Origin of the sequence: Dechloromonas hankyongensis (genome assembly GCF_022012295.1) — a bacterium.
Lineage (GTDB): Bacteria > Pseudomonadota > Gammaproteobacteria > Burkholderiales > Rhodocyclaceae > Azonexus > Azonexus hankyongensis.
The window spans coordinates 754,540-773,739 of record NZ_JAKLTN010000001.1; the positions used below are offsets into that span (position 1 = coordinate 754,540).

General features: G+C 63.6%; 13 protein-coding genes. 10 read left to right on the forward strand and 3 right to left on the reverse strand.

Annotation, left to right across the window (positions count from 1 at the left end; translation table 11 throughout):
• The first annotated feature begins 94 nt into the window (after positions 1-94).
• Complete coding sequence (icmF, locus tag LZ012_RS03605; RefSeq protein ID WP_275707638.1) at positions 95-3,358, forward strand: fused isobutyryl-CoA mutase/GTPase IcmF; 3,264 nt, start codon at positions 95-97, stop codon at positions 3,356-3,358.
• Between the two features lie 101 nt (positions 3,359-3,459).
• Here icmF and LZ012_RS03610 read toward each other — a convergent pair whose 3' ends face one another.
• A complete protein-coding gene (locus tag LZ012_RS03610) occupies positions 3,460-4,674 on the reverse strand; it encodes an OmpA family protein (RefSeq protein ID WP_275707640.1) in 1,215 nt (404 codons plus the stop codon).
• 226 nt (positions 4,675-4,900) lie between these two features.
• Complete coding sequence (locus LZ012_RS03615; protein WP_275707642.1) at positions 4,901-5,023, reverse strand: hypothetical protein; 123 nt, start codon at positions 5,021-5,023, stop codon at positions 4,901-4,903.
• 169 nt (positions 5,024-5,192) lie between these two features.
• Here LZ012_RS03615 and LZ012_RS03620 point away from each other — a divergent pair, with 169 nt between their 5' ends.
• Both LZ012_RS03620 and LZ012_RS03625 read left to right on the forward strand, forming a co-directional pair.
• Positions 5,193-6,527 (forward strand): M48 family metalloprotease, encoded by a 1,335-nt coding sequence (locus tag LZ012_RS03620; protein WP_275707644.1) that lies wholly within the window; start codon positions 5,193-5,195, stop codon positions 6,525-6,527.
• Positions 6,528-6,628: 101 nt separating this feature from the next.
• Positions 6,629-9,808, forward strand: coding sequence for a cache domain-containing protein (locus tag LZ012_RS03625; protein WP_275707646.1), 3,180 nt, complete (start codon positions 6,629-6,631; stop codon positions 9,806-9,808).
• Between the two features lie 24 nt (positions 9,809-9,832).
• Here LZ012_RS03625 and LZ012_RS03630 read toward each other — a convergent pair whose 3' ends face one another.
• A complete protein-coding gene (locus tag LZ012_RS03630; protein ID WP_275707648.1) occupies positions 9,833-10,507 on the reverse strand; it encodes a Crp/Fnr family transcriptional regulator in 675 nt (224 codons plus the stop codon).
• Between the two features lie 178 nt (positions 10,508-10,685).
• Between LZ012_RS03630 and LZ012_RS03635 the strand changes: the two genes are divergently transcribed.
• From LZ012_RS03635 to LZ012_RS03665, 7 genes are all read left to right on the forward strand, one after another.
• The gene (locus LZ012_RS03635; RefSeq protein WP_275707650.1) at positions 10,686-12,653 is read left to right on the forward strand and encodes an AMP-dependent synthetase/ligase; all 1,968 of its coding nucleotides are present in this window, start codon (positions 10,686-10,688) and stop codon (positions 12,651-12,653) included.
• 58 nt (positions 12,654-12,711) lie between these two features.
• Positions 12,712-13,497, forward strand: a complete 786-nt coding sequence (locus LZ012_RS03640; RefSeq protein WP_275707652.1) for an ABC transporter ATP-binding protein — start codon at positions 12,712-12,714, stop codon at positions 13,495-13,497.
• An 11-nt stretch (positions 13,498-13,508) separates the two neighbouring features.
• Positions 13,509-14,423, forward strand: a complete 915-nt coding sequence (locus LZ012_RS03645) for a branched-chain amino acid ABC transporter permease (protein ID WP_275707654.1) — start codon at positions 13,509-13,511, stop codon at positions 14,421-14,423.
• Between the two features lie 11 nt (positions 14,424-14,434).
• A complete protein-coding gene (locus tag LZ012_RS03650; RefSeq protein WP_275707656.1) occupies positions 14,435-15,511 on the forward strand; it encodes a branched-chain amino acid ABC transporter permease in 1,077 nt (358 codons plus the stop codon).
• A gap of 40 nt (positions 15,512-15,551) precedes the next feature.
• A complete protein-coding gene (locus LZ012_RS03655) occupies positions 15,552-16,874 on the forward strand; it encodes an ABC transporter substrate-binding protein (protein WP_275707658.1) in 1,323 nt (440 codons plus the stop codon).
• 79 nt (positions 16,875-16,953) lie between these two features.
• Positions 16,954-17,784, forward strand: coding sequence for an ABC transporter ATP-binding protein (locus LZ012_RS03660; protein WP_275707660.1), 831 nt, complete (start codon positions 16,954-16,956; stop codon positions 17,782-17,784).
• A gap of 173 nt (positions 17,785-17,957) precedes the next feature.
• A complete protein-coding gene (locus LZ012_RS03665) occupies positions 17,958-19,187 on the forward strand; it encodes a phenylacetate--CoA ligase family protein (RefSeq protein WP_275707662.1) in 1,230 nt (409 codons plus the stop codon).
• The last annotated feature ends 13 nt before the right edge of the window (positions 19,188-19,200 follow it).

The following is a 19,200-nucleotide window of genomic DNA, read 5'->3' on the forward strand; positions in this document are numbered from 1 at the left end:
AATTTGCACGATTGTCGTCATTCGCGGCAATGGCACGGTGCGCAAAGCGGCCTACCATGAATGCCTTTCCATCTATTCCGATAAGGCCGGCGCCATGACCGATTTGTCCGTTGCCAAGAAGTTGTCCCCGTACAAGCCCAAGAACAAGGTGCGTTTCGTCACTGCCGCTTCGCTGTTCGACGGCCACGACGCCTCGATCAACATCATGCGCCGCATCCTGCAGTCGACCGGCTCCGAAGTCATCCACCTCGGCCACAACCGCTCGGTGCAGGAAATCGTCAATGCCGCGCTGCAGGAAGACGTGCAGGGCATCTGCATCACCTCCTACCAGGGCGGCCACGTCGAATTCTTCAAGTACATGATCGATCTGCTCAAGGCCAATGGCGGCGAGCACATCAAGGTGTTCGGCGGCGGTGGCGGCGTCATCGTGCCGTCGGAAATCAAGGAGCTCCACGCCTACGGCGTGACCCGCATCTACGCGCCGGAAGACGGCGTGCACATGGGGCTGCAGGGCATGATCAACGAGGTCGTCCAGCACGCCGACTACGACGTGGCTGACCAGGGCGTGCCGAGTGCCGAGCAGGCGCTGGCCGGTCTGCAGGCCGGCGACAAGCGCCTGCTGTCGCGCCTCATCACCTTGCTCGAAAACGGCGAGGCCCCGGCTCTCAAGGAGCCGCTGCTGCGCGCCGCCGCGGCGCTCGAAACGCCGGTCCTCGGCATCACCGGCACCGGCGGCGCCGGCAAGTCGTCGCTGACCGACGAACTGGTCCGCCGCTTCCGCCTCGACCAGGGCGACAGCGTCAAGATCGGCATCGTGTCCATCGATCCGTCGCGCAAGCGGACTGGCGGCGCGCTGCTCGGCGACCGCATCCGCATGAACGCCATCGAGCACCCGAACATCTTCATGCGCTCGCTGGCCACCCGTGATACCGGCAGCGAAATCTCGACTGCGCTGCCGGAAGTCATCGCCGCCTGCAAGCTGGCCGGCTTCGACCTGGTCGTCGTCGAAACTTCCGGCATCGGCCAGGGCAACGCCGCCATCGTGCCCTACGTCGATCTGTCGCTGTACGTCATGACGCCGGAGTTCGGCGCCGCGTCGCAGCTGGAGAAGATCGACATGCTCGACTTCGCCGATTTCGTCGCCATCAACAAGTTCGACCGCAAGGGCGCCGAGGATGCATTGCGCGACGTGCGCAAGCAGTACCAGCGCAACCGCGAAGCCTTCATGACGCCGACCGAAGACATGCCGGTATTCGGCACCCAGGCAGCCCGTTTCAACGACGATGGCGTTACCGCGCTGTACCAGGCGCTGATCCCGGCCCTCACTGAGAAGGGCCTCAAACTCGGCCAGGGCAAGCTGCCGCTGGTCACCGTCAAGCAGTCGTCCAGCCAGCGCGCCATCGTGCCGGCCCAGCGGGTCCGTTACCTGGCCGAGATCGCCGACAGCGTGCGCGGCTACCATGCGCATACCGACGAGCAGGTGAAAATTGCCCGCGAACGCCAATCGCTGCGCATCGCCAAGCAGATTTTTGCCGGCTGCGACAAGAACGTGGCCGACTTCGATGAAATGCAGACGTTCAAGGATAGCCAGCAGGACCCGAAGGCCAGGAAGCTGCTCGACATGTGGCCGCAGACGGTCGAGGCCTACAGCGGCGACGAATACGTGGTGAAGATCCGCGACAAGGAAATCCGCACCCAGCTGACCAGCCAGTCGCTGTCCGGCACCAAGATCCGCAAGGTCATCCTGCCCAAGTTCACCGATGACGGCGAAACCCTGCGCTTTCTGATGCGCGAGAACGTTCCCGGCTCCTTCCCCTACACCGCCGGCGTTTTCGCCTTCAAGCGCGAAGGCGAGGACCCGACCCGCATGTTCGCCGGCGAAGGTGACGCCTTCCGCACCAACCGCCGCTTCAAGCGCGTCTCCGAAGGCATGCCGGCGCACCGGCTGTCCACCGCCTTCGACTCGGTGACGCTGTACGGCTGCGACCCCGACGAGCGCCCGGACATCTACGGCAAGATCGGTAATTCCGGCGTGTCGATCGCCACGCTCGACGACATGAAGGTGTTGTACGACGGCTTCGACCTGGTCAATCCGACCACCTCGGTGTCGATGACCATCAACGGCCCGGCACCGATCATCCTGGCCTGCTTCTTCAATACCGCCATCGATCAGCAGATGGCCAAGTTCGCAGCCGACAACGGTCGCCAGCCGACCGAGGACGAAGCCGAAAAGATTCGCGAATGGACGCTGAAGACCGTGCGCGGCACGGTGCAGGCCGACATCCTGAAGGAAGACCAGGGCCAGAACACCTGCATCTTCTCGACCGAGTTCGCACTGAAGATGATGGGCGACATCCAGGAATTCTTCGTCCATAACCAGGTGCAGAACTTCTACTCGGTGTCGATTTCCGGCTACCACATCGCCGAAGCCGGCGCCAACCCGATCAGCCAGCTCGCCTTCACGCTGTCCAACGGCTTCACCTACGTCGAGTCCTACCTGGCGCGCGGCATGCACATCGACGATTTCGCGCCCAACCTGAGCTTCTTCTTCTCCAACGGCATGGACCCGGAATACTCGGTGATCGGCCGCGTCGCCCGCCGCATCTGGGCCGTCGCGATGAAGAACAAGTACGGCGCCAACGAGCGCAGTCAGAAGCTGAAGTACCACATCCAGACTTCCGGCCGTTCGCTGCACGCCCAGGAAATGGATTTCAACGACATCCGCACCACGCTGCAGGCGCTGATCGCCATCTACGACAACTGCAACTCGCTGCACACCAACGCCTACGACGAAGCGATCACCACGCCGACCGAGGAATCCGTGCGCCGGGCGATGGCCATCCAGCTCATCATCAACCGCGAGTGGGGCGTCGCCAAGAACGAGAACCCGAACCAGGGTGCTTTCGTCATCGACGAACTGACCGATCTGGTCGAGGAAGCGGTGTTGAAGGAATTCGAAGCCATCGCCTCGCGCGGCGGCGTGCTCGGCGCCATGGAAACCGGCTACCAGCGCGGCAAGATCCAGGAAGAGTCGATGTACTACGAGCACAAGAAGCACGACGGCTCCTACCCGATCATCGGCGTGAACACCTTCCTCAATCCGAAGGGCATGGCGCAACAGGAAATCGAACTGGCCCGCTCTACCGACGATGAAAAGCAGTCGCAGATCAGCCGCCTGCGCGCCTTCCATGCCCGCAATGCGGCCACCGCCCCGGCCATGCTGGACAAGCTGAAGCAGACGGTCATCGCCGACGGCAACGTCTTCGCCGTGCTGGTCGATGCGGTCAAGGTCTGCTCGCTGGGCCAGATCAGCAGCGCGCTGTACGAAGTCGGCGGCCAGTACCGGCGCTCGATGTAAGGACTTCCGCAGGAGAACAGCGACCCGTAAGGGCGGAGGAGTCAACAAAACGACGGCGAGGCTATGTACCTCGCCGTTATCCATTGGCCGCAGCCTACGCCTTATTTCGCGGTGACATTGATGTCGATCCGCCGATTGCGCTGGCGCCCTTCGGCGGTGGCATTGTCGGCGACAGGGTGCTGGTCGCCGTAGCCTTCGGCGCTTAGCCGCGCCGGATCGATGCCGAAAGCCACGATCTGATTCATCGCGCTGGTGGCGCGTTCACCCGACAGCTGCTGGTTCTGCTGCGGGTTGCCGGTATTGTCCGTGTAGCCGCCCAGCTTGAGCGTCACCTGCGGGTAGGCCTTCAGGATTTCGGCAATATTGCGCAGCTGTTCCTGCGACGAGGGCTTCAGCGTGGCGGCGCCGGTGTCGAACTCGATCCGATCGAAGCTGAACCATATCGTCGGGCTGATTGGCCGGTTGGCGTCCTCGATAAAGGCTAACAACTGGTCCTCGACACCGTTGACCGGCAGGCGCAACTTCACGCCGTTGGGCAATTCGCGTTCGATGAAGTCGCCGGGATTGCCGGCGGCGCCCGGCGCCGGCACGGTGGCCACGGAGCCGGGGGCGGAGGGCGCCGTGGCCTGGCGCTTCGAAAAATAGCCGAGCAGCGCGGCGATTACGGCGAGCGCGATCACCAGCGGCAGCAGCCAGCGGCGCCACGACGCGGCGTAGCGCTGACCTTGCTGCCCGATGCCGCTCGCTGCCGTCCGGGCAGCGCCGGCGGCGCTGGCGGCGGCTCCGCCCAGGCCCAGTACGCCGCTCAGGCCGCCCGGCGCATCCTGCAGGAAGGTCTGCGGCTTGCCGAGCAGGTTCATCAGGCCCGATTCGCCGCTGCCGCCGACGCGCCGCCCGATCAGGCCGAGGACCAGCGGCAGGACCATGCTCATCAGCGACTTCGAGGCGGCGGGAGCGATCCCGGCGTGCGACGCGACCCAGTTGCTGACGGCGCCGCTCTTGCCGGGCAGCACGGTGTCGAGCAGCGGCCCGCCGGTGCTCATCAGGTTGCCGAGGGCGTTGGGCGCCTGGAGGGCGTCGGCGACGTGCTCGTACTGCGCGGTGTCGAGGTGGTCGCGATGGATCACGTCGAGCAGTTCGTGCGCCCCTTCGCGGGTTTGCGCCTTGCTGGCCAGCCCGCCGAGCAGGGCCGGCAGCATGTCGGTCAGCGCCGTCTTGATCTTCCCGGGACTTTCCCCGATGGTCGAGGCGATACGGTTAAGCGCATCGCCGCCAAATTCGTCGGATACCTGATTCAACAACATACTCGCAGCCATGGCGGTGCTCCTTCCAAACAAGGGTTGGTGAGCTACGCAGACAGCAAGCGGCGTACCCGGCGCCGATGTGGCTTGCCGTGCCGGGCAGGCCGGCGCCGGGGGGCATCCTTCGGTACAAATTACCGGTGGCCGGGCATTTTTTCCTGCCGGGGCTCCCGATGCTCCGTTATGCGATGACCGGGCGAGGGCCCGGCAAGATCAGCGACCTTGCCGTTGGCCGACCGGCTTAGCGGCGGTAATAGCCGTGGTGGCCGTAATGATGGTCATGGACCGGCACGAAAACCGGGAAGCAGCCGCTCAGGCTGGCAACGGTCGCGGCCAGCAGCAGGGCGGTGATCAGTTTTTTCATGGCATGCTCCAAAACGGTTGCACATAAGCAAATAACGCAGGCCTATCGCGGCCGGGCGACACGCAATTGTGTCCTTTTGTATCCATTTGTAAGCGTTACTGCCCTTTTGTTTGGCGGAGCCTTGGCAGACAATGTTTGCATCGCTTCGTCTTGCCTTCCGGGGTGTCGCATGGACCATCAGGCCTTCGCCAGCAATCTTCTCCACCAACGCCTCAGTCGCCGCCAGGTGCTCTGGCTGCTCGGCGCGGGCGCCGTTTCCGCCGCCGCCGGGTGCGCGACCTCGCCGGTCGGCGGCAGTCCCATCCTGGTCGGGATGAGCGAGGACGAGGAAAAAGCGGTCGATCAGAAGGTCGCTCCCCAGCAGTTTTCGCAGGACCTCGGCGCCGTGCAGGACGAGCGGATCAACCAGTACCTGAGCGAGGTCGGGCGCCGGCTCGATGCGAAGTCGCATCGGCCGCAGATGCCTTATTCGTACCGCGTGCTGAACGCCAATTACGTCAATGCCTACACCTTCCCCGGCGGGGCGGTCGGCGTGACGCGCGGCATCCTGGTCGATCTCGACAACGAGGCCGAGCTGGCGGCCCTCCTCGGCCACGAACTGGGCCACGTCAATGCCCGCCATGCGGCGCGCCGCCAGGGGCAGGCGATGGTCACCCAGGTGGCGATGACCGGGGTCAATATCATCGGCAGCGTGGCCGGCGTCGGCGGCCTGACCGATATCGGCACCCAATTGGGCGCCAGCGTCCTGCTCTCCAGCTATTCCCGCGACAACGAGCGCGAGGCCGATGCCCTGGGGCAGGAATACATGGTGCGCGCCGGCTATCCGGCGAGCGGCATGGTCGGCCTGCAGCAGTTGCTGGTCGATCAGGAAAAGGAATCGCCGGGCATGTTGAAAACCATGTTCGCGACCCATCCGATGAGCAGCGAACGACGCGACACGGCGCGCCAGATGGCCGAGAGCAAATACACGGCGAGCAATGGCCGCGACAAGGGGCGCGAGCGCTTCATGGATAGTACGACCTCGCTGCGCAAGCTGAAACCGACCATCGAAGCCTGCCAGAAAGGCGAAGTGGCGATGGCGCGCAAGGACTACGCCAAGGCCGAGGACAGCTTCCGCGCGGCAGTCAAGGCGACGCCACGCGACTACGCTGCCAACCTGCTGCTGGCCAAGTGCCTGTCGGCGCAGGACAAGGATGCCGCGGCGCTGGACTATGCCCGGACCGCCGCCGGAATCTACCCGCAGGAGGCGCAGGCCCAGAAAATGGTCGGCGTCCTGGCGCTGGCCCGCAAGGAGCCGGCCACCGCCTACGAGCATCTCGAGCGCTACGATCGCCTGATGCCGGGCGAAGCCGGCGTCACCTTCCTCAAGGGCGTGTCGCTGGAGGGCATGGGCCGCCAGCAGGAGGCTGCCAGCCACTATGCGACCTACCTGAAGCGGACGCAGAAAGGCCAGGCGGCGGAATACGCCTACAGCCGCTTGCAGGCTTGGGGTTACAGCAAGTAAGGAATGGCGGCAGGGGGTTAGGGTTTGCCCCTACAGGCGGCGTGGTGACTGCCGAATCGGCTTACAATGGCGGCCTATTGCTAAAGTAAGGGTTGCCTGTCTTGCCGTTGATTGCCGACGAGAAAACCATTCCGCGCATCCATCTGCTCGGAACCCTGGCCATCGTCCTGATCCTGACGCTGGGCCTCGGCGCCTTCTTCTCGTGGCAGCATCTCAAGGAACGCCAGGCGTCGTTCGGCCGCATCGAGCAGATCGCCCGCGACCAGGTCCGCGCCCGGCTGAGCGCCGAGATGGCCAATGCCCTCGGGTTCATCGAATTCACCCGTTCGCGCACCGAGGACGTGCTGCGCCGGAGCATCACCGAACAGGTCGATACCGCGATGCAGATTGTCGAGGCGATCTATGCCCGGGAATCGAAGCTCCATCCGCCCGCCGAGGTCAAGCGCCTGATCGTCGAGGCCCTGCGTCCGGTGCGCTTCTACAACGGGCGCGGCTATTACTTCATCGACGACATGAACGGGCAGTTCGTCCTGCTGCCGACGGCGCCGCAGCTGGAAGGCAAGACCGTCCTCGACAACAAGGACGACACCGGGCACTACATCATGCGCGGCCTGATCGAAGCGGCGCGCAAGCCGCGCGGCGAGGGTTTCTCGCGCTACCGCTGGTACCGCCCCGACAATCCGAAGCAGATGGCCGAGAAACTGGCCTACGTGCGCTATTTCGAACCGTTCGACTGGCTGATCGGCACCGGCGACTACACCTACCAGTGGGATCTGCGGCAGCAGCGCGAAGCGGTCGCCCGCCTGCGCTCGCTGCGCTTTGGCGACAGCGGCTACATCGGCCTGCTCGACCGTGACGGGCGCAGCCTGTTATTGCCCGGCAACCAGGCGCTGGAGGGCAGGCACTACAGCGAAATGCCGCGCTTCGAGCGCGCGGCGCTTGAGCTGGTGGTCCGCCAGGCCGGCCAGGGCGGCGGCTTCGTCAGTTACGAGTGGCCCCATCCGGAAACCGGACAGCCGGCGCGCAAGACGGCGCTGGTCCGTACCGTCGAGCCGTGGGGCTGGGTCATGGTCGTCACCATGTTCGACGACGAACTGCAGGCCATCGTCGCTCAGGAAAGCCAGCGCCACGGCAACTGGGGCGGCGAGCGCCTGCTCTGGGTGCTGCTCGTCACGCTCGGCGCCACGGTCATCGGCGTCGTCGGCTCGCTGCTCTTTTCGCGCTGGTCGAATCAGCTGTTCCGCAGCTATCACCAGCGGAATCGGCAACAGGAAGCCGCCCTGCGCCGCCAGGCCGACGAACTGCTGGTCCTGTCGCGGGCCATCGAGCAGAGTCCGGCTTCCATCGTCATTGCGGATACGGCGGGCATGATCAAGTACGTCAATCCGAAATTCGAGCAACTGACCGGCTACAGCAGCGCGGAAGTGATCGGCCAGAATCCGAACATCCTCAGTTCCGGCGAAACGACGGCCGACGAGTACCGCGAACTGTGGGCGACGATAGAAAGCGGCCAGACCTGGCATGGCGTGTTCCATAACCGGCGCAAGGATGGCCGGCTGTTCTGGGAACAGGCTTCGATTTCGCCTATTCTCGACGAGGATGGAAAGCTGCTCGAATACCTGGCGGTCAAGGAAGACATCACCGAACGCAAGCAGGCCGAGGATGCGCTGCGTGAAAACGAATACCGGCTAGGGGTGATCCTCGATAGCGTTCAGGCCTACATCTATATCAAGGGGCCGGATTATCGCTACCAGTACGCCAATCGTGCGGTGTGCGAACTGTTCGGTCGGCCGCTGGAGCAAATCGTCGGCGAGCCGGATGAATGTTTCTTCGACCGGGCGACGGCGGAAAACCTGCGGCGCAATGATCGGCGCGTGCTGGAAAAAGGCGAGCGCGTCGTCGAGGAGGAGGTCAATACCAGCGCCGACGGCCGGATCACCACCGCCTACCTGTCGGTCAAGGTGCCGCTGCGCGAGCCGGACGGCAGCATCAGCGCGCTGTGCGGCATTTCCACCGACATCACCGTGCGCCGGCAGATCGAGGCCGAACTCGAGCACTACCGCCACCACCTCGAAACCCTGGTCCACTCGCGCACCGCCGAACTGGCCGAGGCCAAGGATGCGGCCGAATCGGCCAGCCGCGCGAAGAGCGCTTTCCTGGCCAACATGAGCCACGAAATCCGTACCCCGATGAACGCCATCATCGGCCTGGCCCACCTGCTGCAGAAGGACATCGCCGACCCCAAGGCGCTCGAGCGCCTGGGCAAGATCGGCGACTCGGCCACCCATCTGCTCAACGTCATCAATAACATCCTCGACCTGTCGAAAATCGAGGCCGGCCGCCTGACCATCGAAATCCAGGAGTTCTCGCCGACCCAGGTGGTCGGCCAGACCATCGCCATGCTCGACGAGCGAGCGGCGAGCAAGGGGCTACGCCTGAGCAGCCGGATCGATCCGGCGGTGCCGGACTGGCTGCGCGGCGATGCGGTGCGCATCGGCCAGGCTCTGCTCAATTTCGTCGGCAATGCCATCAAGTTCTCCGAGCATGGCGAAGTTACGTTGAGCGCCGGCATCGATCGCGACGACGGCGAGCAGGTGGTGCTACGTTTCGAGGTGCAGGATCAGGGCATAGGGATGAGCGCGGAGCAGCAGAGCCAGCTGTTCCAGGCCTTTTCGCAGGCCGATGATTCGATTACCCGCCGCTACGGCGGTACCGGCCTCGGCCTGGCCATCAACCGCCATCTCGCCCGCCTGATGGGCGGCGATGTCGGCGTCGACAGCCAGGAGGGCGTGGGCAGCCGTTTCTGGATGACCGTGCTGCTCGACAAATGTCAGGCGCAGCCGGTCGATGTCGCTCCCGCGGCGGAGCCGCTGCCGCAGGCGCTGGAGAGCGCCATCGCCGCCCGCCATGGCGGCCGCCGCGTGCTGCTGGTCGAGGACGAGCCGATCAACCAGGAAGTCGGCGGCGAACTGCTGCGCCTGGCCGGACTCCAGGTCGAGCTGGCCGGCAACGGCGAAGAGGCGGTGGCGCGGGTGCGCCAGGAGCCATTCGATCTGATTCTGATGGATATGCAAATGCCGGTGATGGGCGGCCTGGAGGCGACCCGCTTGATACGCCAGATTCCCGGCAGGGCCCGCCTGCCCATCCTGGCCATGACCGCCAATGCCTTTGCCGAGGACCGGCAGGCCTGCATCGACGCCGGCATGAACGGCCATATCGGCAAGCCGGTCGATCCCGAGGTGTTGTACGCCAACCTGCTGCACTGGCTGGATCAGGCCTGAGGCACCGATCCGCCGGTTCGCCGTTCAGGCGCCGAAGCGGCGCAACCCTTCGAGATCGACAATCAGGATGCCGCCGTATTCGCTGCGTACCAGCCCGGCGTCCTCCAGCACTTTCAGCGCCTGATTGGCACGCTGGCGGGAAACCCCGGCCAGGTAGCCGAGTTCTTCCTGCGAAATCTGCAGCAACCGGTTGGTGCCGGGGTAGAGCACCGGGTTGAACAAGGCGGCCAGGCCGCGGGCGATGCGGGCGTCGGTGTCGAGCATGCGCTCGTTTTCGATCATGCCGATGAACTGGCCGAGGCGTTCGTTCAACTGGGTGATCATGTAGCGGTTGAAGGCGATGCTGTGGTCGAGCAGCCAGTTAAAGGTCTGCCGGTTCATGAAGGCGACGCGGCTTTCGCGCAGGGCCATCACGTCGTAGCGGCGGGGCTCGTTCTTGAGCAGGGAGCCTTCGCCTATCCAGGCGCCGGGGCTGATGCCGGTCAGCGAGGTGGTCTTGCCGGTGGTCCAGTGGCTGGCCATCTTGCCCAGGCCGTCGATGAGGCCCATCCAGTATTCGACCGGCTCACCCTTCATGCAGATGAAGGCGCCCGCCGCATAGCTGCGTTCGGTGGTTCCGGCGAGGGCTTTCTCCATTTCCTCGGCGGTCAGCGATTGTCCCCACAAGGAGGTTCGCAGCAGTTCCTCAGCGTTTTTCAAAATATTTTCCGGATTGTCTGCCGAACGACAATTATAAGGCGCTGAAGTGCATACACTGCGCAGCAGACTCAGCGATTGTCGTGGCATGCTGCAAGGTCTGTGTAAGCCAGCAGAATCCACAATGAATCAAACGAACGTTAGACCGCGAACCATGAGTCGCGGCGGAGGAGACAAAGAAATGGCCACGCAGGCGAAATACGCCGCGGTGGACGGGTTGCACACCTTTCCCCGCTTGCTGTTCCATCATGCGACGGTGCGCCCCAACGCGCCCGCCATGCGCGAGAAATACCTCGGTATCTGGCAGACGTGGACCTGGTCCGACGTCGCCGAGCGCGTCCGGGCGCTGGCCTGCGGCCTGGCCGCCCTCGGCTTCAAGCGCGGCGACAACCTGGCCATCATCGGCGACAACCGGCCGCACCTGTACATGATGATGACCGCCGCCCAATGCCTGGGCGGCGTGCCGGTGCCGCTCTACCAGGATGCGGTGGCCAACGAGATGCTGTTCGTGCTGCAGGATGCCGGCATCCGCTTCGTCGTCGTCGAGGACCAGGAGCAGGTCGACAAGATGCTCGAGGTCAAGGATCAGGTGGCGACGCTCGAGCACATCATTTACGACGATCCGCGCGGCATGCGCCATTACAACCAGTCTTTCCTGCATGACATCCATGAACTCATGGAGATGGGCCGGATTCACGACCGCAACCACACCGCTTTCCTGAACGCGGAAGTGGAAAAAGGCCATTTCGACGACACCGGCGTCATGCTCTACACTTCGGGCACCACCGGCAAGCCGAAGGGCGTCTGCCAGACGCACGCCGCCTTCATCGCCGCCGCGCAGGGCGGGGTGCAGGTGGACAACCTGGGCGCCGACGGCGACATCCTGTCCTACCTGCCCATGGCCTGGGTCGGCGACCACCTGTTTTCCTACGCCCAGGCGCTGGTCGCCGGCTTCACCATCAACTGTCCGGAATCCGGCGATACGGTGATGTCCGACCTGCGCGAAATCGGCCCGACCTGCTATTTCGCCCCGCCGCGCGTTTTCGAGAGCCTGCTCACCTCGGTGATGATCCGTATGGAAGACGCCGGCCCGCTCAAACAGAAGATGTTCCATCACTACATGGCGGTGGCCAAGCGCTGCGGTGCCGACATCCTCGACGGCAAGGCGGTCGGCTTCGGCGACCGGCTGCAATACTGGCTGGGCAACCTGCTGGTCTATGGGCCGCTGCGCAACGTGCTGGGCATGAGCCGCATCAAGGTGGCCTACACCGCCGGCGCTGCCATCGGCCCCGACCTGTTCAAGTTCTACCGCTCGATCGGCATCAACCTGAAGCAGTTCTACGGCCAGACCGAAACCTGCGCCTACGTCTGCCTGCAGCCGGACGGCCAGATCAAGTTCGACTCGGTCGGCCAGCCGGCCCCGGGCGTCGAGATCAAGATCGCTGACAACGGCGAGGTGCTGGTCAAGGGGCCGATGCTGCTCAAGGAGTACTACAAGCGCCCGGACGCCACGGCCGAGACGATCAATGCCGAGGGCTGGTTCATGACCGGCGACGCCGGCTTCCTCGACGAGGACGGCCACCTGAAGATCATCGACCGCGCCAAGGACGTCGGCAAGCTGTCGAACGGCGCGATGTTCGCGCCCAACTACATCGAGAACAAGCTCAAGTTCTTCCAGCACATCAAGGAAGTGGTCTGCTTCGGCCACGACCGCGACATGGTTACCGCCTTCATCAATATCGACATGGGCGCCGTCGGCAACTGGGCCGAGCGCCGCGGCATCGCCTACTCGGGCTACACCGACCTGGCCGGCAAGCCGCAGGTGTATGAATTGATCCAGAAGTGCGTCGAGGAAGTGAATGCCGGACTGGCCGGCGACAGCATGGTCGCCGACTCGCAGATCCATCGCTTCCTGATCCTGCACAAGGAACTCGACCCCGACGACGACGAGCTGACCCGGACCCGCAAGGTGCGCCGCAATTTCGTCGCCGAGAAGTACAAGGTGCTGATCGATGCGCTGTACGCCGGCAAGGCCAACCAGTTCATCGAAACCGAGGTCAAGTTCGAGGACGGCCGGCGGGGCAAGGTGGCGGCCGACCTGAAGATCGTCGACTGCAAGACCTTCCCGATCGCGCGCAAGGCGGCTTGAGATGAACGCCCCCCTTTCATCCATCTCCGCCGTGAGCGGATTGAACGAGCAATCCACGATGAGCAGCAAGAAAATCGGCGAAGTCATTCTCGACCTGCAGAACATTTCCCTGCGCTTCGGCGGCGTCAAGGCGCTGACCGACATCTCCTTCAACGTCCGGGAGCACGAAATCCGCGCCATCATCGGCCCCAACGGCGCCGGCAAGAGTTCGATGCTCAACGTCATCAACGGCGTCTATCACCCGCAGGAAGGCAAGATTTTCTGGCACGGCAACGAGCGCAAGCGCATGGAGCCGCACATGGCGGCCCAGCAGAACATCGCCCGCACCTTCCAGAACATCGCGCTGTTCAAGGGCATGAGCGTGCTCGACAACATCATGACCGGGCGCATCACCAAGATGAAATCCAATTTCATCGAGCATGCGCTGTGGTTCGGCAGGGCCAAGAAGGAAGAGCTGGAGCATCGCCAAAAGGTCGAGGAGGTGATCGACTTCCTCGAAATCCAGCACATCCGCAAGACCCCTGTCGGCCGCCTGCCCTATGGCTTGCAGAAGCGCGTCGAACTAGGCCGCGCCTTGGCCGCCGAGCCGTCCATGCTGCTCCTCGACGAGCCGATGGCCGGCATGAACGTCGAGGAAAAGCAGGACATGTGCCGCTTCATCCTCGATGTGAATGATCAGTTCGGCACCACCATCGTGCTCATCGAGCACGACATGGGCGTCGTGATGGACATCTCCGACCGCGTCGTGGTGCTCGACTACGGCAAGAAGATCGGCGACGGTGTGCCGGACGAGGTCAAGAACAACGAAGACGTGATCCGCGCCTATCTCGGCGCCGGACACTAGGAGACGGGGACATGAATTTCTTTTTTGAAGTCCTGATCGGCGGCCTGTTGTCCGGCGTCATGTATGCGCTGGTGGCCCTCGGTTTCGTGATGATCTACAAGGCCTCCGGGGTGTTCAACTTCGCCCAGGGCGCCATGGTTTACCTCGCCGCGCTGTCGGTGGTCGGCTGCATGGAGAAGGGCGCGCCGCTGTGGCTGGCCATCATCCTCGCCTTCGTCATCATGACCCTGTTCGGCATCGCCACCGAGAAGTTCGTGCTGCGCAAGCTGGTCAATCAGCCTCCCATCGCGCTGTTCATGGCCACCATCGGCCTCGCCTTCTTCATCGAGGGCCTGGCGCCGATGATTTTCGGTTCCGAGCCGCGCGCCCTGGATCTGGGCATCGTCGACGAGCCGATCGAGTCGATCCTCGACAACTTCAACATGGTCATTTCCAAGTTCGACCTGGTCGCCGCCGGCGTCGCCTCGGTACTGGTCGCCACGCTGGCCCTGTTCTTCCAATATACCCGGGTCGGCCGCGCCCTGCGGGCGGTGGCCGACGACCACCAGGCGGCCTTGTCGATCGGCATTCCGCTGCAGAACATCTGGGCCATCGTCTGGGGCGTTGCCGGTTTCGTCGCCCTGGTCGCCGGCATGATGTGGGGTGCCCGCAACGGCGTGCAGTTTGCGCTTACTTTCACTGCGCTCAAGGCGCTGCCGGTATTGATCCTCGGCGGCTTCACCTCGGTGCCGGGCGCCATCGTCGGCGGCCTGATCATCGGCGCCTCGGAAAAGCTGGCCGAGATCTACATCCCGCCGGTCATGCAGGATCTGTTCGGCGGCAACTTCGGCGGCATCGAAGGTTGGTTCCCCTATGTGCTGGCGCTGCTCTTCCTCCTCGTCAGGCCCGAAGGTCTGTTCGGCGAAAAGCACATCGATCGAGTCTAAGGAGAAAAATAATGCTCTATCGTGAAGCCGGTCAATTCAAGACCACCTACGCCGCCGACCAGCAGCTGTTTCCGATCCGCCAGGACCGCATCGGCGTGCTCGTCCTGCTCGCCGTCGCCTTCCTCGGTGTGCCGCTGTTGGCCAGCGAATACTGGTTCTCGGCCATCCTGATTCCCTTCCTGATCTTCGCCCTGGCGGCGCTCGGCCTGAACATCCTGACCGGTTACGCCGGCCAGCTGTCGCTCGGCTCGGCAGCCTTCATGGCGGTCGGCGCCTACGCCGCCTACAACTTCCAGCTGCGGGTCGAGGGCATCCCCATCCTCGTTTCCTTCATCTGCGGCGGCCTGACCGCGGCCGGCGTCGGCGTACTGTTCGGCCTGCCGTCGCTGCGCATCAAGGGTTTCTACTTGGCGGTGGCGACGCTGGCGGCGCAATTCTTCATCGTCTGGTGCCTGACCAAGTTTCCCTGGCTGTCGAACAATTCGTCGTCGGGGGTGATCTCGACCCAGAAGCTGATCATCTTCGGCCACGAACTGAACACCCCGGTCGAGAAATACCTGCTGGTGCTGTCCATCGTCGTTTTCCTGGCGCTGGCCGCCAAGAACATGGTGCGTTCATCTACCGGCCGGGCCTGGATGGCGGTGCGCGACATGGACGTGGCGGCTTCGGTGATCGGCATCAAGCTGATGCCGACCAAGCTGCTCGCCTTCGCCGTCAGTTCCTTCTACTGCGGCGTGGCCGGCGCGCTGTACGCCTTCTGCTACCTCGGTTCGGTCGAGCCGGACGGCTTCTCGCTCGAAATGTCGTTCAAGATCCTGTTCATGATCATCATCGGCGGCGTCGGCTCGATCATGGGCGCCTTCCTCGGTGCCGCCTTCATCTTGCTGCTGCCGATCTTCCTCGACGTGGCCCTGCCGGCTGCGGCCGGCCTGTTCGGCCTGCCGTTTTCCAGCGCCACCGTGTCGCACATCCAGATTCTGGTGTTCGGTGCGCTGATCATGTTCTTCCTGATCGTCGAGCCGCACGGGTTGGCCCGTCTGTGGCAGATCGCCAAGGAAAAGCTGCGCCTGTGGCCGTTCCCGCATTAAACCGGGTATTGCCATCTTTATAAAACCAAGGAGACTAACCATGATTAAAAGCTTCAAACCCACCCTGAGTGCCGTTGCGCTTTCCCTGGCAATCCTGTCTCAAGGCGCAGTCGCTGCCGAAGAGCAGTTCTTCCCGATTCCCGGCTACCGCGTCGGCCCCTACGGCGCCAACGGCCAGTCCTTCTACGGCGGCTTCATCGATTACCTGACCTACGTCAATCTCAAGGAGAAGGGTGTCAACGGCGTCGCGCTGACGCACGAAGAGTGCGAGACCGAATACAACAACGCCAAGGGCGTCGAGTGCTACGAGCGCCTGAAGGGCAAGGCCGCCAAGTCGGCCGGCCCGATCCACACCATGTCCACCGGCATTTCCTACGCCCTGATCGACAAGTCGGCACAGGACAAGCTGCCGCTGGCCATGATGGGCTACGGCCGCACCGACGCGGTCGACGGTTCGGTCTTCCCGTACGCCTTCCCGCTGGTCACCACCTACCAGATGCAGGCCTCGGCGATCGTCAAGTTCATCAAGGACAAGAACGGTGGCAATCTGGCCGGCAAGAAGATCGTTTATCTGTACCACGACTCGGCCTACGGCAAGGAAGCCATCATCGCGATGGAAGCCGAGGCCTCGCTGAACAAGTTCCAGCTGGTGCAGATTCCGGTCGCCCACCCGGGCAACGAACAGGGTGCCCAGTGGCTGAAGATTCGCCAGGAAAAGCCGGATTACGTCGTGTTCTGGGGCTGGGGCGTGATGAACCAGACCGCGCTGAAGGCCGCCCAGAAGGTCGGCTACCCGCGCGACAAGATGATCGGCTCGTGGTGGACCGGCTCCGAGGAAGACGTCATCCCGGCCGGCGAAGCCGCCAAGGGCTACATGGCCGCCACCTGGAACGTCGCCGGCACCGCCGTGCCGCTGATTGCCGACATCGACAAGGTGGTCTACGGCGCCGGCAAGGGCAACCTGCAGGACAAGTCCAAGATCGGCACCATCCTGTACAACCGCGGCGTATCGGCCGCCGTGCTGTCGGTCGAGGCCATCCGCAAGGGCCAGGAAAAGTTCGGCAAGGGCAAGGCGCTGACCGGCGAACAGACCCGCTGGGCGCTGGAAAACCTGAACATCACCGACGCCCGCCTGAAGGCCATCGGCGCCACCGACCTGCTGCCGGAAATCAAGACTTCCTGCGACAACCACGAAGGTTCCGGCAAGGTGAAGATCCAGCAGTGGGACGGCGCCAAGTGGGTGCCGGTGTCCGGCTGGATCGAAGGCAACAAGGCGCTGATCCACCCGCTGTTCCAGGCCTCCGCCAAGCAGTACGCCAAGGAAAAGGGCATCACGCCGCGCGATTGCAGCAAAGAAAAGTAATTAGTCGTTAGTTGTTGGTCGCTAGCCGGGGCACTTGCTAGCGACTAGTGACTAGCAACTAGTGACTAAAAGGATTTCCATGACTGCACAAATCACTCCCATCAACGCCGAAAACTACCTGAGCATCAACAACATCGAGGTCATCTACGACCACGTGATCCTGGTGCTCAAGGGGGTTTCGCTGAATGTTCCCAAGGGCAAGATCGTCGCCCTGCTCGGTGCCAACGGGGCCGGCAAGTCGACGACCCTGAAGGCCATTTCCAACCTGCTGCACGCCGAGCGCGGCGATGTGACCAAGGGTTCGGTCGAATACAAGGGCGCCCGCGTCGATCAGCTGACCCCGAACGAACTGGTCAAGCGCGGCGTCATCCAGGTCATGGAAGGGCGGCACTGCTTCGGCCACCTGACCATAGAGGAAAACCTGCTGACTGGCGCCTACACCCAGTCGCTGTCGCGGGCCGCCCTGAAGGAAAACCTCGAGAAGGTCTATCACTACTTCCCGCGCCTGAAGACGCGGCGCACCTCGCAGGCCGGCTACACCTCCGGCGGCGAGCAGCAGATGTGCGCCATTGGCCGCGCCCTGATGGCCCGCCCCGAGATGATCCTGCTCGATGAACCGTCGATGGGCCTGGCGCCGCAGATCGTCGAAGAGGTGTTCGAGATCGTCAAGGACCTGAACAGCCGCGAAAACATCAGCTTCCTGCTCGCCGAGCAGAACACCATGGTGGCGCTGAAGTACGCCGACTTCGGCTACATCCTGGAAAATGGTCGGGTGGTGATGGAAGGCGATGCGGAAGATCTGCGGACCAATGAGGATGTGAAGGAGTTTTACCTTGGTCTCAGTTCGGCCGGCAGAAAGTCCTTCAAAGACGTCAAGCACTACAGACGCCGCAAACGCTGGCTGTCGTAGCGGGTTGCAGTGCGCCGCACATGGCGGCGTTGTCGGCCGGCTTGTTGGCAGGAGCCAACGGCGCCTGCCTCCGCCTTGCCCTGCGCGGCTACTTTGCAACCCTTGGGCTGTTGTGCGGACATTTCGCTGAAAACTGAATGCCTGGCCTATCGGAACAAACGGAGAACATTGAAATGAGCTATTACGATCCGCTCGAAACCCGCGATCCGGATGAGCGCGAGGCCGATCTGATGGACAAGCTGGCCCGCCAGGTGGCGCATGCCAAGGAAACGACGCATTACTATTTCCAGGCGCTGGCTGGGGTCAATCCCTTCGACTGCACGACGCGTGCCGCGCTGGCCAAGCTGCCGCTGACCCGCAAGCGCGACCTGATCGAATTGCAGAAGCGGCATCCGCCCTTCGGCGGGCTGAATGCGCTGGCCCGTAGCAAGGCCAAGCGGGTTTTCGCGTCGCCTGGACCGATTTACGAATTGCAGGGTTTGGAGATGGATCACTGGCGCATGGCGCGGGTGCTGTACGCCGCCGGTTTCCGCGACGGCGACCTGATCCACAACTGCTTTTCCTATCACTTCACGCCCGGCGCCTTCATCTTCGAAGGCGGCGCGCGCAAATTGGGCTGCGCCGTTTTCCCCGGCGGCGTTGGGCAGACCGAGCAGCAGGTGCAGGCCATGGTCGACCTGCGTCCGGACGGCTATGTCGGCACCCCGTCCTTCCTGCGCATCATCGTCGAGAAGGCGGAGGAACTGGGCGCCGACATCTCGTCGCTGAAGAAGGCGCTGGTTTCCGGCGAAGCCTTGCCAGGCGTCACCCGCGACTGGCTGAACGAGCGCGGCATCACGGTCCGCCAGTGCTATGCCACGGCCGACATTGGCGCCATCGCCTACGAGACCGATGCCGAGGAAGGCCTGATCCTCGAAGAGGAACTGCTGGTCGAAATCGTCCGTCCAGGGACCGGCGACCCGGTCGCGGCCGGCGAGGTCGGCGAGGTGGTGGTGACCACCTTCAACCCGGATTACCCCTTGATCCGTTTCGCCACCGGCGATCTGTCGGCCATGCTGCCCGGCCGCTCGTCCTGCGGCCGCAGCAATGCCCGCCTCAAGGGCTGGATGGGACGCGCCGACCAGACCACCAAGGTCAAGGGCATGTTCGTGCATCCCGAGCAGGTCGCCGAGATTGCCGGCCGCCATCCGGAAATCCATCGCATGCGCCTGGTAGTCGACAATCCGGGCGGTATGGACCGCATGGTGCTGCATTGCGAAATCGAGGCCGGCCATGAGGCACTCGACCAAGCGCTGGTCAACAGCCTGCGCGAAGTCACCAAATTGCGCGGCGAAGTGGCATTTGCCGCGCCCGGGGGCTTGCCCAACGACGGGAAGGTGATCGAAGATAGCCGGGTCTACTGACCCGGGTATCTGT

Coding starts and splice junctions, on each gene's coding strand:
- icmF (WP_275707638.1), top strand. CDS start 95: ATGACCGATTTGTCCGTTGCCAAGAAGTTGTCCCCGTACAAGCCCAAG.
- LZ012_RS03610 (WP_275707640.1), bottom strand. CDS start 4,674: ATGGCTGCGAGTATGTTGTTGAATCAGGTATCCGACGAATTTGGCGGC.
- LZ012_RS03615 (WP_275707642.1), bottom strand. CDS start 5,023: ATGAAAAAACTGATCACCGCCCTGCTGCTGGCCGCGACCGTTGCCAGC.
- LZ012_RS03620 (WP_275707644.1), top strand. CDS start 5,193: ATGGACCATCAGGCCTTCGCCAGCAATCTTCTCCACCAACGCCTCAGT.
- LZ012_RS03635 (WP_275707650.1), top strand. CDS start 10,686: ATGGCCACGCAGGCGAAATACGCCGCGGTGGACGGGTTGCACACCTTT.
- LZ012_RS03640 (WP_275707652.1), top strand. CDS start 12,712: ATGAGCAGCAAGAAAATCGGCGAAGTCATTCTCGACCTGCAGAACATT.
- LZ012_RS03645 (WP_275707654.1), top strand. CDS start 13,509: ATGAATTTCTTTTTTGAAGTCCTGATCGGCGGCCTGTTGTCCGGCGTC.
- LZ012_RS03650 (WP_275707656.1), top strand. CDS start 14,435: ATGCTCTATCGTGAAGCCGGTCAATTCAAGACCACCTACGCCGCCGAC.
- LZ012_RS03655 (WP_275707658.1), top strand. CDS start 15,552: ATGATTAAAAGCTTCAAACCCACCCTGAGTGCCGTTGCGCTTTCCCTG.
- LZ012_RS03660 (WP_275707660.1), top strand. CDS start 16,954: ATGACTGCACAAATCACTCCCATCAACGCCGAAAACTACCTGAGCATC.
- LZ012_RS03665 (WP_275707662.1), top strand. CDS start 17,958: ATGAGCTATTACGATCCGCTCGAAACCCGCGATCCGGATGAGCGCGAG.